Raw genomic sequence first — 14,193 nt, forward strand, 5'->3', positions numbered from 1 at the left:
CACCATCGAATTAATACGGTAGCAAAACCCAACTGTTGCAGCCATCGAGAGAGCCCTATGTTCGGATTCAGTCTGACCGTCGTTTCGACTCTCCTCCTTGTCTATATTATCTGGAGGTTGTCTTCAATACCGAGGTTCAGTGACGTTGTTCCAGGAAAGATTTTTCTCTATGGTGGCATTTTCGTCTGGGCAATTCTCGCAGGAGGACGATTCTTTGGACACGGCGAAGGGCCGGCATGGGCCTCACTAGCTGATTTTATTGGGATTACGATTACTGGCGTGCTCTTTCTTGTGTTTGTCTGTCTTTTTCCTGTTGACCTTGCAACTGGATTCGGACGGTACTTTTCCGGCATAGCCCCGTATCTTCGGGGTTGGGCCATGTTGGGAGGCTGCTTGCTTTCAGTAGCGGCGACGATCCAGGGAGTCCGTGCCCCGACAGTAATCAATCACGAAGTGCAATTGAACAACTTACCGAAGGAAATGGATGGCACAACCATTGTCGCGCTCTCCGACCTCCATTTGGGGGCGGTTTTGGGTCCGAGTTGGCTCGAATCACGCGTTGCACAAGTTCAAATGCTGCAACCTGATTTTATCTTCTTGCTCGGGGATATCTTCGAAGGCCATGGGGAAAACACAGAGGCATTTGCCCCTATCTTTCGCAAATTATCTGCCCCTTATGGTGTCTGGTCCGTGGATGGTAATCATGAAAACCATGGGAAAACAGGAGGGTCCAAATCAAACCTCGATGGAACACAGATCCCCACCCTACAAAACGAGTTGATTGAGCCAATTTCTGGGTTAGTCCTTGCAGGTCGAAGCGTACCTCGCAATCATGATAAGGCCACAACAACACCGTCCTGGAATCCACCCAGGACTCGACCTTCAGGGGGCCTCATCCTGTTATCGCACTTTCCTGAGGACTCCCAGGGTGCTGCCCAAACCGGAGTTGACCTCATGTTGTCAGGGCACACCCACGGTGGCCAGGTGTGGCCTTTCAGTCTTCTTGTGGGCATGGTACAGCCGATGCTCGGAGGGCGTTATGAGGTTGAAGGAATGACATTACTAGTTTGCCGTGGGACAGGTACTTGGGGACCACGGATGCGCCTGTGGCGACCCAGCGAGATTCTCCACATTAGACTCCTATCGGGTAACTCACCGACCGGATAACTTAATTTGTTCAAAAGGACAAATCCTCCTTTTGCCTATGAGCTTGCACCTCTTTTCTTTCTTGAGAAAATCATCTGTTTCGTTGAGGTTAGCAATCCCGCACTCATTTTTCATGACTTTCATGGAATGAATTGTCATCATCAATTGGTTCCACATGGGTAGTAATAAGTGCATCACCTAGAATTGAAAGAATATCACTTTCGAAATCTTCAGCCAGATGATGAGCATCATGCACGGTCCAGGAACCGGGAACGAGCATATGGACTGAGATATATCTATACGATGCTGATTGACGTGTGCGCAATTCATGGAATTCGATGGCTTTCCCCCGGTATTTTGCCATAACTTTTTCAATCAACATTTGTTCGTCCTCCGGCAGAACAATATCCATTAATCCATCTACGGAACGGCGAACCAATCCCACTCCAGTCCAAACGATATTTGCAGCTACCAGTAGTGCAACAATAGGGTCTATTAAACTCCATTGGGTGAGTTCGACCAGACCAACCCCGGCAATGACTCCAGTTGAAGTCCATACATCTGTCATGAGGTGATGAGAATCCGCTTCAAGAGTGATAGAGTTATTTGCTTTAGCGGCTTTCATAAGAACTCGAGCTACCACATAATTAATTGCGGACGCAGCGGCGCATACAACAACACCTATACCGACTTGTTCGAGAAGGCGCGGATGGATTATTCTGTCGATAGCGGTATAAGCAATCCCAGCTGCTGCCACCAGGATAAGAATCCCCTCAACAACACTGGAAAAATATTCAGCTTTACTATGGCCGAACGGATGTTTTTCATCAGCTGGTTGGGCGGCAAGAATCAACATGCGCAGAGCCATCAATGCACCAGCTAAATTGACAAACGATTCTATTGCATCTGAGAGCAACCCGACCGAGTCGGTCATGAGGTAAGCACTCATCTTCATGAATATTGTAACACCAGCAGCCGCGATCGAAAGCCATGCAAATCGAGTCAGTGTTAATCGATCAAAGGGTGATTTTTTCTTTACCTGCATGGGGTTTCCTTATGTTTACGCGCACCTATTAAAAAGCTTGTTCATTTTTCCGGTGGCACTTCATGGAGCAGTGCCCGGTGCCGGCATACGAGTTTGAGGCTGGCCCTGCGGTCGTGATAGACACGCACGCCCCGTACGGTCACGACATAGGTGAAGATGGCCAGGGGGATTCCGATGATGCATCCGCCAAGGGTGGTAATAAGGAGCCACCTCCAGCCCTGGCGCAGCAGATCAAGGAGGCCCAAATTGCTCAGGTCGCTGATACTCATGCTCTCGACCTCCCCCGGCACGAAAACCTTGCCCAGCATATAGAGAAGAGGAAAGACGATGGCCCAGTTGAAGGGGTTGGTCCACCACGTACCTAGGGCTGCGGCGATGGGATTTCCACGGATGAGGAAAGCGATCGCAATAGCGATAATCATCTGCAGGGACAAAAAGGGCATCGCCCCGGCAAATACGCCTGCAGCCAAGCCAAGGGCTATGGACTCCGCCGGAGCGTTGATTCGGACAACGCGCAGGTATCCGTAACGGATCTTCCGTTTGAATTTATTCCAAATTTTTTCCATAACGCTACTTTTAAAGCATGTGAGTTTGAGCTAAAAAACTCATTTCTTGGCCGATTTTATTCACGATAGAGTAACGGAGAATGTCGTCCACCCGTTACGATTTTGCACTTCAATGGAACCACCATGCAATTCTACGATTCTTTTTGCGATCGTCAGGCCGAGCCCGGAGCCGCCAAAGGATTGGGACCGGGACTTTTCCACTCGAAAAAATTGTTCGAACAGTCGTGGCAGAGCTTCAGGGGGAATATCCTGACTGGTGTTGGCGATGATCACATTTAATTTTCCTTTATTTGTCCGGGCTGTGATTCTGATTTTGCCATTTGTCTCAGTGTTGTATTTTGTCGCATTGTCGATGAGGTTAATGAGGAGTCGAAGGATCTTTTCTGAATCGCCGAAGAAATTAGACGCCTCAATGTCAGTTTCCACGGTAATATTTTGTACCTGAAGAATGTCACGATAGTCATCGAGAACTTGCTCTATGAGCACATCCAGCCTGACAGTTTCACGAGCGCAGGTTTCGTCTTGTTCAAGCCTCGAAATATCGAGAAGATTGCGAATTAACAAGCTCAAACGGCGCATGGTGTTGAGTTGTTTTTCTAGTTCTGAGCGAATGGGTCCCGACGACCTCTCGGTCAACATTTCCTCCTGTCCCAGCATCAGGATGGTCAAGGGACTTTTCAGCTCATGGGCAACGTTACTGATAAATTCTTTCTGCCTGGAAAAGGAATGTTGTAAGCGATCAGCCATTGAGTTGAGTGATAAGGACAGGGTATACAATTCATCTTTACTGGTGCCAAGCGGGATCCGCCGATCCAATGAATTTTCACGGATCTCTTTTATTTTGTGATTGATGGTTGCAAGTGGTTGAAGAAGCCTGCCGGCCAGGAAGTAACTTAATATAAAGATAGCTATAATTGTTGTTAAAATTCCGACAATAAGACGATTGAGCAATTCCTGTAGTTCCAGATCCAGGAATAGAAGGGGTTTGGCAATAAGAATGGTGTACTTTTGTTCTGAATAATTTTTGGTTAGCACCAGTACCCTGAATCTTACCGAGTCACCTCTTACTTTTTCTAATTTTTTTGCATCCTGGGGGTCAATCCAAAGGGAGGTCAAGGCGATCTCTTTTTTGATAAAATACGACCGCTTACCTTCCAAGAAAGGAATATCAAATTTTCGTGCTAGGGGGGAGCTAAAGATGGTATTCCGCTCGCTGTCAATGATTTTAAGCCAGTATCGTTCAACGTGCCGATCTTTATGCAGAAGATGGGCTTCCTCACCAGAATCAGAGAATTCAATATTATTGAAGACGGTTCCGGCAATTTCTGTGAGTTCTCTGTCTATTAATCTATAGGGTTCCTCAACGAGTTCAACGTACACAAAAAGAGAAAAGATTGTGGCGGTTGACAGAGCTGCGAGTGAGATCCAGAGAGTAAATTTTGTCCTTACTTTCATTTTTCTTCTAGTTCGATGAGGTAGCCAAATCCTCTAATGCTTTTTATTGCCGATTCCTGTTCGGGGGAATTAAGTTTTTTTCGAAGATTTTTCATATGAACATCGATGAAGTTGGACATTCTAAAAGGGTCAAAGTTATCTCCCCAGACATGCTCGGCTAAGGTAAACCGCGAAATTGCCCGACCACGGTTGTGCAGGAGAAACTCTAGGAGAGCGAATTCCTTGGTAGTAAGTGCCAGTGGCTCACCATCCTTTGTCACCTCGCGACTGACGGTATTGAGTCGAATACCGCCGACTTCCAAAATTGGATTACCGGTATTGCCGCGCCTGAGCAGTGCCCTGATCCTGGCCAGCAATTCCCCAAGAGAGAAGGGCTTGGCCAGATAGTCGTCAGCCCCAAGGTTAAGACCGGTAATCTTGTCTTTTATATCGCCTTTGGCAGTCAGCATCAGGACCGGCGTCAGAATCCCGGCCGCTCGAATTTCGGAGAGGACCTCAAGGCCGTCCATTCCAGGCAACATAATATCTAGGAGTATCAGATCATAGGTATCGTTCCAGACCTTTTCCAGACCTTCTCTGCCATCAGCGGCAGTCTCGACGGTGTAGTGTTCGCTCGTTAGTACAGAATTGAGTTTCTCAAGGAGCTCACGTTCATCATCGATAACAAGGATATTCATTGTCGAACCATCCTGTTGTCGGTTTTTGAGATCTTAATTTTGCTGGTCCAGGATGGAAAAATGAAGGATTTCGGAAAACTATATGGTCCTGCCGGCGTGTGATGTCTAGGGAATCGACGACAATGCGATCCAATTGTTGTTCGATGAATATTACAGAGTAACTGCGGAGCCTTTTCGATAAAGAGCATCTCGGTGTCTCGCAGTATCTCAACTATGACTTGTATCCCTTCTTTGCAGAAGATGATTGAAACGGAGCGCATGGATGGACACCTCTCTTTATTGAATTGTGGCATACTTATTTGTAACGATTCACAGAATAACCTGCAAAAATGAAGAAATGATGAACATTGCGCTACGGAAGAGAAATTCTGTCTGGTTGCTTCAGAAAAAGTCAAATGAGGGTTGCAAAAAGACAATCAGATATTTTCTGCAGATTAACAGCCGCTTACTACAGATTCACATGTTTTCACCAATTCTTCATCAATTCTTCATTGTCCATTAAGTATATTCCAGAAATGCTCAAACAAAGACTGATAAAAACGTTCACCAAAAGATTGAATGGAAACCTTGATTACTATCTGAGGGGGAAAACACGAATGAACAATAATATTCAAATACGCGTATGGGATCTCTTCGTACGAGTTTTTCATTGGTCATTGCTACCGCTTTTCTTTGTGGCATATTTGACAGGAGATGATAAGGGCCCCCTTCATCGCTATGTCGGTTATGCAGTTCTTGGCCTTGTGGCAGTTCGTATAGTTTGGGGATTTGTGGGCACGAAACATGCCCTTTTTAGTGATTTCATATGTTCTCCCGCAAAGGCTCTGACCTACCTGAAAGAACTAGTGACCGGCAAACCAGCCCACTATACAGGCCACAATCCCGCTGCCGCCTGGATGATTATTCTCTTCTTTGCAAACAGTATAATTATCTGCCTGAGTGGATATGCAGCGTATGCAGCCAAGGGAAATAACCCTTCGTTTGGGTTTGGCGATACATTTTCGATTGTCGAAAGCGCCTATGCCGACGATGATGGCAAAAGAGAACATGAGGGAAAGCATGAACGTCACGGCGGAAATCAAAAATCTGAAAAAGAGGGTGATGATGATCGTGATAGCGTATGGAGTGACATCCATGAAATGTCGGCACAATTCATGTTGTTTTTGATCGGTTTACATATAATTGGCGTTGCTGTTTCAAGTAGAAAGCATAATGAAAACCTTGTGATGTCCATGATAACAGGAAAAAAAGACAAGAAAGGAGAAATAAGTGAGTCAAGTAGATTTATCTGAAACAATGCGAAGATTTATGGCGAATGACCAGCTTAAGAAAAAGCTGAAAGTATTTCTTGGGATAGGTTGCCTCGGCATCCTACTGGTGGGTGGTCTTATTATTTGGGCAGGTGTTGCGACCGTTAAACATGTTGCAAGCGTCGGAGCAAACGTCAATGTGCAGGAACAGGTTCAAAACCTAAAGACTGGGGCTCTCAACTTGCCAGCCATAGCAAAGGTTGGCTGCTGGGAAAAAGCGCAAAGCTTGCTGACTATCCAGGTTTGGCTTGAAAAACCTGTCGCCGAAAATCTCCAGGGCCTAAAGGACGCCTGTTTAGGCTCAGAGGGCAAGCCACAAACCAACTGAGAAAATTCTGGGTTAAATGTCCAAAGTGGTCTCAAGAAGAGATTACACCCGAATGGGGAGTTTCCACTCTCAGGCATGAGATTATTTGGATAACATAATATAATAACGAGGAAAAATTATGAATATTGAAAGAATAGCGTTGGCCTTTGGCATACTACTCGCAGCAAACACGGTACTTGCTTCAGAAACCTTGGAGTTGAAAACCTCCAAGGAGAAGGTGAGCTACGCGATCGGCATGGACATGGGCAATAGCCTGAAGAAAAATGGCGTTGATATCAACCCGGATGTCCTTGCAAAGGCGATTAAAGATGTTCTCACAGACCAGAAGCCTCAAATAACCAACCAGGAAGCTGTGACAATCTTAACTGGCCTGCAAGAGGAAATGCAGGGAAAACGTCAGGAGGCGATGAAGGTTCTTGGCGAAAAAAACAAAAATGAAGGTGCCGCCTTTCTTGTTGAAAACATGAAAAAGGAGGGTGTGAAAACTCTTCCAAGTGGCCTTCAATATAAAGTGATAACCGAGGGCAAGGGCAAGTCGCCAAGTGCAACGGATACGGTTACGGTGCAATACACTGGAAGGCTTGTCGATGGGACTGAGTTTGACAGCTCTTATAAACGTGGAGAGGCTGCAACCTTTGTGGTAAATGGCGTTGTTAAAGGATGGACAGAGGCCCTGCAATTAATGAAAGAAGGGAGTAAATGGCAGCTTTTCCTGCCCTCAAACCTGGCTTATGGCGAGACCGGAACCGTTGGTGGTCCGATTGGCCCGAATGCTGTGCTGATCTTTGACGTTGAGCTGGTCTCGCTACAGTCAAAATAACACTCTCGCTATCTCAGGCTGGCAACATAAACTTCGTCTTTTTGCTGTCACTTGGAGAGCGTGTAAAACCCTGCAACACGATGCAAGGGGTGGAGGTTCACTCCTTTGAAGAGGTTGGTCTTCGCCATATTGGTTGTTCTTGGCCTTTGGTTTCTTGTAGACCCGTTCGGCAATATTATTTCCCCGAGAATGCGGAACCTCGCGCGGTAACGGCCAGGGGGGATCTGGCTGCCGATGAGCAAAACACCATTGATATCTTTCGGAATAATTCGCCGTCGGTGGTGTATGTCACCAGCATTGCCCTCAGACGAGGTTTTTTTCGATGAATGCCGTCGAGATCCCCCCAAGGTACTGGCTCTGGTTTTATCTGGGATATAGGTGCGGAGATTATCTTGACCACACTGAGAGATAATAAAATATTTGACGTTCCCCTCAGGCTCACAGCTATGAATTGAGGATTTGAATAAAAGCTCATTCATGCAACAATATACTAATTTTATACCCAATCCAATGTTCAGAATTCCCTATATTATAGGATTTTATTCCGTCTCTGAGGCAATCCGTCGGGTGAGTGATGCTTTGTTCTCATCTTCCCCCGCGGTTTTTTCACGTGCTCTTCTTGCCAATCCCAGAGCTATAGGAGCTGCCTGTCCCAGTTCTTTGAAGCTGGCTCGGACGATTGCCGATTTGGTCACTCTGCCGGACGATGATAGTCTTGTGCTGGAGCTAGGCGGTGGCACTGGCATTGTGACAAAAGCCTTGTTGCAACGCGGTGTAGCTCCAGACAAATTAGTGGTTGTTGAATTGGATAGGTTGCTGGCTCGGTACCTGAAGCAACGATTCCCGGATGTTGCCGTAATTCAAGGCAACGCGGTCAAGCTCTGTCAGTTGTGTAATCGGTATGAAAGAAATATCGGAACCGTGGTTTCTAGTCTGCCTCTGCTTTCCCTACCTTCCACCTCGGTGGCAGCTCTTGGCGGTGAGATACAGAAGATGCTGGGACAAAAGGGTTCGCTCGTTCAGTATACTTATCTTCTAAATAATCGTCCCTCGCCCCTTGCGGCATATCTAGACAGGATTTCAACACAAACCGTGTGGTACAACATACCACCCGCCAAAATCGAAGTATTCAGGGCTCGTGCTCCACTTACTAAAACATCTGACAATAAAACCTTATGATATTTTTTGAAACACAAGCATCACTATGACACTCTTTCAGAGATACCAAAAAGCAGGCATCATCGTCATGCGTATTTTCAGGTGGGACTTGCAGCTTCATTTTTTCTGGGGCTTTACTCTGACCCTGCTCGGTATCTATTGGTTGCCGTTGTGTGGAGCCGGAATTGCGATCACCGTGATTAAAGAATTTCTGGACGTTTGGAGCAAAGGCTCATGGAGTTGGGGTGATTTTTGGTGGGGGATCGTCGGCTCACTTGTATCGTTGGCATTTTTATACACCCAGGAAATTGGGTGATAGCCAGTACAAAACTCCACTTTAACTTTGGCTAATCAGATGCTTTTTGACACTTTTTTTATTGCCTTTCCTGGCTTGGTTCATTTTATTTTATCATGCCTTCCACCCTCATCCTCACTTGCTTTTTGCTCTGGGCCGGAAAATCACGCGAGATTCTCTTACTGGTTGTAGGGTTTTCAACAACAGCGATTGCCGTCCATACCGCTAAATTGATCTTCCGCAGACCAAGGCCGGATTCACTTGTGCACCTAGTCCCTACGCCGACAGACTGGTCATTTCCAAGCGGTCATACCGCCCAGGCGACTGCCTTTTTCCTCTCAGTCACCCTTATTGCCATTCGTATCCTGCCACCGTTTTGGGCAATGCTGACTACTATTTTTAGCCTGCTAATCATTATCGGTGTCGGTTATTCGCGAATCTATCTCCAGGTCCACTATCTTTCAGATGTTCTGGCTGGAATGGCATTGGCAGTTTTTCTAGTTCTGGTGGTAAACGCGCTGCTCCCCAACCGTTACCTGCCAATTGGTAAATGAATTGATATCTGAATTTCAACATCAACCAAATTGCAAGTACAAATAAAGGAATCACCATGCGCAATAAATTTCTCAATACCGGTGAGATTGGCTATCATCCAATACGCAAGATCATGGTTTGTATTTCAGGCCTGCGCTATGCCATCCGCTATGACTTCAGTGTTACCTATAAGGTCTGCATTTCGCTGATCACTCTAATCATATGTTTTTTGTTACGACGCTGGGTCGATTTCCTGCTGATCCTGTCTGCAACTTCACTGGTACTGATTGCCGAGTTGTTCAACAGCGCCATTGAGGCTCTGTGCGATTTCATCGAAACCCATGAGAATCATAAAATCAAGGTTGTAAAAGATATATCAGCGGCGGCGGCCGGCATCAGCATTCTGTTGTGGGTTGTAATACTGATTGTTGAATTTTCGCATCTCTGGCGTATCATGGCCGACTCATAGCGTCCTCAAAAGAAAGCAGTAGATAAAAAAGTTGCCAATGTCAAAGGGATGGCATCTTTATGCCCAAAATGCCATTTTGCTGCTCTGATTCGTTGATTTTGGGACTACGGCTCTGCGTAGTTCAGACTAATCTTGTGCACTTTCTTTTATTGGTATCAAGTGTCGGGATAGTGAAACATGAAAAGAGAAGTAGCGCCGGAAATTTGGATAAGCCTTTAAGTGGAAAATCTGCCACCAAGAAGGTCCATTAAAAGGCTTAATCAAGAAACAGAAAATGGCAAAATAAAACGGATCGTGGTTTGATCATCGGAAGAGCGAATACTGTTGGTGTATTAGCGGTTAAGTTCATCCCAGTCCCGCCACTCTACCTGATGAATTGCCAGATAGCGATCGACCGCCTGACCAAGAGTGGGAAAAAAGTTCTCAGTGCCCAATGTTGTGAATAACTCGTAGCTCTTCAATCGATCTTTAACTGGGCCTTTCATTTCCGCAAAACATAGTTCCATGCCTTCGGCGTGAAGAGCCTTATCGAGTGCTGCCAAAGCATCGGCAGCGGTGATATCGATGTCGGTTACCGGCTCGGCTGCGACGACGATCCACTTGGTCCGGGTTGGTGCTTGAGCGATCGCTTGCAAGATATGCTCATGGAATATTTCGGCATTAGCAAAGAATAGCGGTGCATCCCATCGAAATAATACCAGCCCCGGAATCCGCTTCGCCTCAGGATGACGCGAGATGTCGTGATACCCCTTTAAGCCATCAACGCGGCCCAACACCGCATCGTATGGCCGCCACGCGCGCCAGATAAAGGCAAGTAACGCTAATCCCACGGCCATGAAGATGCCCTGAATCACACCAATCAGCGCCACACCTAGAAAGCTCACCATCGATAATACGAATTCGCTGCGCCGCAATCGATACAGTCGTATCACACCGGTAATTTCGACAAGCGAGAAACAGGCGTAGATCACGATCGCGCCCAAGGCAGCGGTGGGCAAATTCTTCAATAGCCTCGGTGCGAAGATCAACAACAGCGCGATGCAGACCGCACCAACCAACCCCGTAAGCTGCGATTTGGCGCCGGCCGATTCGGCTACCGGGGTACGAGATGCGCTACTGCTGATGGAGAAACCTTGAAAAAGTCCGGTGGCCACATTTGCCACGCCCAGCGCGATGAGTTCCTGATTGCGGTCAACTTCGTAGGCGCCGCGTAAAGCAAAGGTCCGCGACAGCACGCTCATGTCGGCAAATGCCACTAATGCAATCGCCAGGGCACTGGCAAACAAAGTGCTTAATTCATCAAGTGATACACTCGGGATTTGAAAAGCTGGGAGACCTTGGGGCAGTGGCCCCATCACCGCAACACTGTTTTGCACTGCAAGATTGAACCACCATACGGCGATCGTCGCTCCGCCGACTGCGATCAGGATACCGGGGACTTTAGGAGCCCAGCGTTTAAAACCGACGATTACCAGCAAGCAGGCCAAGCCGATCACTAATGTGGTCTTGTTTGTTTGGCCGTCCATAATACCGGCCACGAGGTTATTGGCTTCTTGAATAAGATTACCGCCGCTGACGGAGAAACCGAATATTTTGGGAAGCTGGCCGACCAACACCGTGATAGCAATACCATTCAGATAACCATAACGAATGGGCTTCGATAGCAGATCGGTGACAAAACCGAATCTGGCAAGACCAGCCAAGATGCATAACGCACCCGTCAATATGGCAAGCAGTCCCGCAAGGATCACCAACCGATCGGGGTTCCCGGAACCTAACGGCAGAATTGTCGCGGCGATGATACCGGCGAGCGCTGAATCTGGCCCTAGCACCAGAATGCGGCTCGGCCCGAAGAGAGTGTAGGCAACAAGTGGAACGATGGTGGCGTATAGACCGCAAATGGCGTGCAAGCCTGCGGCTTCAGCATAACCCATGCCGGTAGGTACAAGGATGGCCGTAAGGACGAGACCTGCTACCAAGTCTTTGGCCAGCCAGCTACTCTGATATGTGTGAACCAGCGCGAGGACGGGTAGCCAGCTATGCAAGCCGCGCGGGCGAGCGGCACGAGCGAAGGGATTACTGGGCTCCCCTTCTTTTTGTGGGACAGTCGGGCCAGGAGTTGAGGTCATGTAAACGGCTCATCAATAAGGTATGTTTATTGTCGCTGATTCAGGTACAGGATGGATAACGAGGATAAAACACCAGAATTTCCAAAGCTTGATACAATAACGATACGATCAGCCAGGTCATGGACAATCAGGGCAGTAGTCGATCGGCGTTTCATAATAGCGTTAACCTCATATTTAAAAGAGGATCGATCTGTTCCGTTGTCGTCTGCATCAATTAAATTTCCATAACGAGAGTAACTCAGACTAATCTTGTGCACTTTCATCTGTCGGTATCAAGTGCCGAGATATTGAAACATAAAAAATGACTCCTTGGGGTTTGGCTGGTTCCTGCCAAACTGCACCACCATGCAAAGCTGCGATCTCCTTGACGATGGCCAACCCCAGCCCGGATCCCTGGATTTCTGTTGAAGATGTCTCCCGATTGAACCAATTGAAAATATTGTCGGAATCTTTTCCTTTTAAACCTTGGCCATCATCTGTAATTGTAAATATGTGCAAATCATCTGCCAACCGATAGCCAATTTCAATCCTAGTTAATCCATATCCCCCATGTTTTAATGAATTTTCTATAATATTCCTGAAAATTCTTATAATTGAAAGTCGGTCTGCAACCAGGGTGTCTGGAACGTTTTCTGAGATGACCCACTGCACAGAACGGGTATTGAGCTGGATGAAAAATTCCTCTTGAAGAAGCGGGAAAACTTTTTCCAGAGAAATTTCTTTGATGTTCAATTGAGTTTCTTTTGCTGAAATGAAGCTGTTGATTTTATCAACAAGAGAAGCGATATCTTCCGAGGACTGTTGGATTTGCTCACAAATTTTTTTCCCTCTATCAGTGAGTTCATTGCCATATTTATTGTTGAGAATTCTCGCTAGGCCAAGAATGGCAATTGCCGGATTCTTGAGATCATGAGCAACTGAATAGGAAAAAAGTTTAATTTTTTCAGAGCTTCTTTGGAGTTCCTCTTCTGCTTTCTTCCGATCCGAGATTTCATTAAGAAGATGTTGATTCTGGGTAGCAAGCTCCCTTGTTCGTTCTTCCACCCGTAATTGCAGTTCATCGTGGGCGTTCTGAAGAGCTTCCGTGGCACGTTTGCTCTCGATGATGTGGCCAAGTCTTTCCGCAATCGCATTCAGTAGACTTCGTTCTTCTGTTAAAAATTTTCCTTCATCATTTTTAGACTTATTTTCAAATATGAAAACTTCTAAAATCCCAATTTTTTCTTTGTTGACTATAATTTCCTGGGATTGGAACCAGACAGTTTCAGTGAATTGTTTTGTCCTATATGAGTGGTTGTTCAGCTCGATTCGGGCACAGGTAATTTCTGGGTATTGCCAAGCTGCGGGGATAAGGTCTACAGTTCTTTGAATTATGGCCTCAAGAGTCAAATGATCTTCATCAACAAGTCTTGAGATACCATACAGGCAACTCAGCTCCTTGATACGTTCTTGGAGCTCAAGAGTTGTTTTTCTAAGGGCATCGTCTGCCCGTTTTTGTTGGACAATCTCCCAGGTAACGTCGGCAAGGTAGGAAACGATTTCCACATCCCGTTGTGTGTAATCAGTCGGCTTATTCCCTATTCCAAGAAAGGCAACTGCCTTATCTTTCCGTATCACCGGCACCACAAGTTCTCGAATCACTTTGGCATGGCCCTCAGGCATTCCCTTCTTATGCGGTAGAGATGAGTAGTCATTGTGGATAACTACTTTTTTCTGAGGTAAACAGTCTACCCAAACTCCAGCCTGGTCAATACTGTGATGAGTGCCCATTCCCTCAGCTTGACAAAATTCTTTAAGTGTCCGGGTAGACCATTTTTGCAAAGAAAGTGATTTTTGGTCGGAATCAACAAAGTGATAAAACCCGATGGGGCTATCAAGCAAAGTCCCAACCTCATCTAAAGCTTGGGACAAAAGCTCATCTAGAGTGTGAGTATTGGCATATTCGATGAGAGAAAGACGAATTTTAAGAAAACCTTCCAACAATTGTTTTCCGTCGATATCGTTGTGTTTTTGGTCATTCATCTTTGATGAACCATGAAAATATGTCGAATCCTACTGGACCCTTCAGTAACCAAGGTGCACCCGATCAAATTGTTATGCTTACACAATTGATTGATGACTGAGGGGGCCGCCTATTTCTACCTTTAAGTTTCACCTACGGAACTTCCTCAGAAGATCTTGCAAGCAACCAGGCCAACTGTTGTGTGAGTTGGGTCTGTCTTTTCGCTCATTTCGGGCAAAACTACGAATGTCAGTGATGC

Annotated in this window: 14 protein-coding genes; 8 read left to right on the forward strand and 6 right to left on the reverse strand. The window is 46.4% G+C overall.

All coding sequences use genetic code 11. From position 1 onward, the window contains the following. Positions 1-57 precede the first annotated feature (57 nt). On the forward strand, positions 58-1,167 hold the full coding sequence (locus OEL83_11155) for a metallophosphoesterase (GenBank protein MDK9707594.1): 1,110 nt from the start codon (positions 58-60) through the stop codon (positions 1,165-1,167). A gap of 103 nt (positions 1,168-1,270) precedes the next feature. Here the strand turns inward: OEL83_11155 and OEL83_11160 are convergent, their stop codons facing one another. From OEL83_11160 to OEL83_11175, 4 genes are read right to left on the reverse strand one after another with little or no spacing between them, the layout of a single operon-like run. Continuing rightward, positions 1,271-2,191: a cation diffusion facilitator family transporter gene (locus tag OEL83_11160; protein ID MDK9707595.1), complete on the reverse strand. Its 921-nt coding sequence runs from the start codon at positions 2,189-2,191 to the stop codon at positions 1,271-1,273. Positions 2,192-2,232: 41 nt separating this feature from the next. Further along, positions 2,233-2,757, reverse strand: a complete 525-nt coding sequence (locus tag OEL83_11165) for a DUF2062 domain-containing protein (GenBank protein ID MDK9707596.1) — start codon at positions 2,755-2,757, stop codon at positions 2,233-2,235. A 60-nt stretch (positions 2,758-2,817) separates the two neighbouring features. Further along, positions 2,818-4,212, reverse strand: a complete 1,395-nt coding sequence (locus OEL83_11170) for a HAMP domain-containing histidine kinase (protein ID MDK9707597.1) — start codon at positions 4,210-4,212, stop codon at positions 2,818-2,820. Beyond that, positions 4,209-4,889 (reverse strand): response regulator transcription factor, encoded by a 681-nt coding sequence (locus tag OEL83_11175; GenBank protein MDK9707598.1) that lies wholly within the window; start codon positions 4,887-4,889, stop codon positions 4,209-4,211. Before OEL83_11175 ends, OEL83_11170 begins: the two co-directional genes overlap by 4 nt. 596 nt (positions 4,890-5,485) lie before the next feature. Between OEL83_11175 and OEL83_11180 the strand changes: the two genes are divergently transcribed. The 7 genes from OEL83_11180 to OEL83_11210 all read left to right on the forward strand — a co-directional run bounded on the left by OEL83_11180 (position 5,486) and on the right by OEL83_11210 (position 9,803). Further along, on the forward strand, positions 5,486-6,181 hold the full coding sequence (locus OEL83_11180) for a cytochrome b/b6 domain-containing protein (protein ID MDK9707599.1): 696 nt from the start codon (positions 5,486-5,488) through the stop codon (positions 6,179-6,181). Next, complete coding sequence (locus OEL83_11185) at positions 6,159-6,527, forward strand: hypothetical protein (protein ID MDK9707600.1); 369 nt, start codon at positions 6,159-6,161, stop codon at positions 6,525-6,527. Before OEL83_11180 ends, OEL83_11185 begins: the two co-directional genes overlap by 23 nt. Positions 6,528-6,645: 118 nt before the next feature. Continuing rightward, positions 6,646-7,347, forward strand: a complete 702-nt coding sequence (locus OEL83_11190; protein MDK9707601.1) for an FKBP-type peptidyl-prolyl cis-trans isomerase — start codon at positions 6,646-6,648, stop codon at positions 7,345-7,347. A 459-nt stretch (positions 7,348-7,806) separates the two neighbouring features. After that, positions 7,807-8,526, forward strand: a complete 720-nt coding sequence (locus OEL83_11195) for a hypothetical protein (protein MDK9707602.1) — start codon at positions 7,807-7,809, stop codon at positions 8,524-8,526. Positions 8,527-8,551: 25 nt separating this feature from the next. Then, complete coding sequence (locus OEL83_11200) at positions 8,552-8,821, forward strand: hypothetical protein (protein MDK9707603.1); 270 nt, start codon at positions 8,552-8,554, stop codon at positions 8,819-8,821. 95 nt (positions 8,822-8,916) lie between these two features. After that, positions 8,917-9,354, forward strand: a complete 438-nt coding sequence (locus OEL83_11205) for a phosphatase PAP2 family protein (protein MDK9707604.1) — start codon at positions 8,917-8,919, stop codon at positions 9,352-9,354. A gap of 56 nt (positions 9,355-9,410) precedes the next feature. Continuing rightward, the gene (locus OEL83_11210) at positions 9,411-9,803 is read left to right on the forward strand and encodes a diacylglycerol kinase (protein MDK9707605.1); all 393 of its coding nucleotides are present in this window, start codon (positions 9,411-9,413) and stop codon (positions 9,801-9,803) included. 332 nt (positions 9,804-10,135) lie between these two features. Here OEL83_11210 and OEL83_11215 read toward each other — a convergent pair whose 3' ends face one another. Further along, the gene (locus OEL83_11215; GenBank protein MDK9707606.1) at positions 10,136-11,932 is read right to left on the reverse strand and encodes a SulP family inorganic anion transporter; all 1,797 of its coding nucleotides are present in this window, start codon (positions 11,930-11,932) and stop codon (positions 10,136-10,138) included. Positions 11,933-12,175: 243 nt separating this feature from the next. Further along, positions 12,176-13,954 carry a GAF domain-containing sensor histidine kinase gene (locus OEL83_11220; protein MDK9707607.1) on the reverse strand — a complete coding sequence of 593 codons (1,779 nt, stop codon included), beginning with the start codon at positions 13,952-13,954 and terminating at the stop codon, positions 12,176-12,178. Positions 13,955-14,193 lie beyond the last annotated feature (239 nt).

This window comes from Desulforhopalus sp. (assembly GCA_030247675.1).
GTDB lineage: Bacteria > Desulfobacterota > Desulfobulbia > Desulfobulbales > Desulfocapsaceae > Desulforhopalus_A.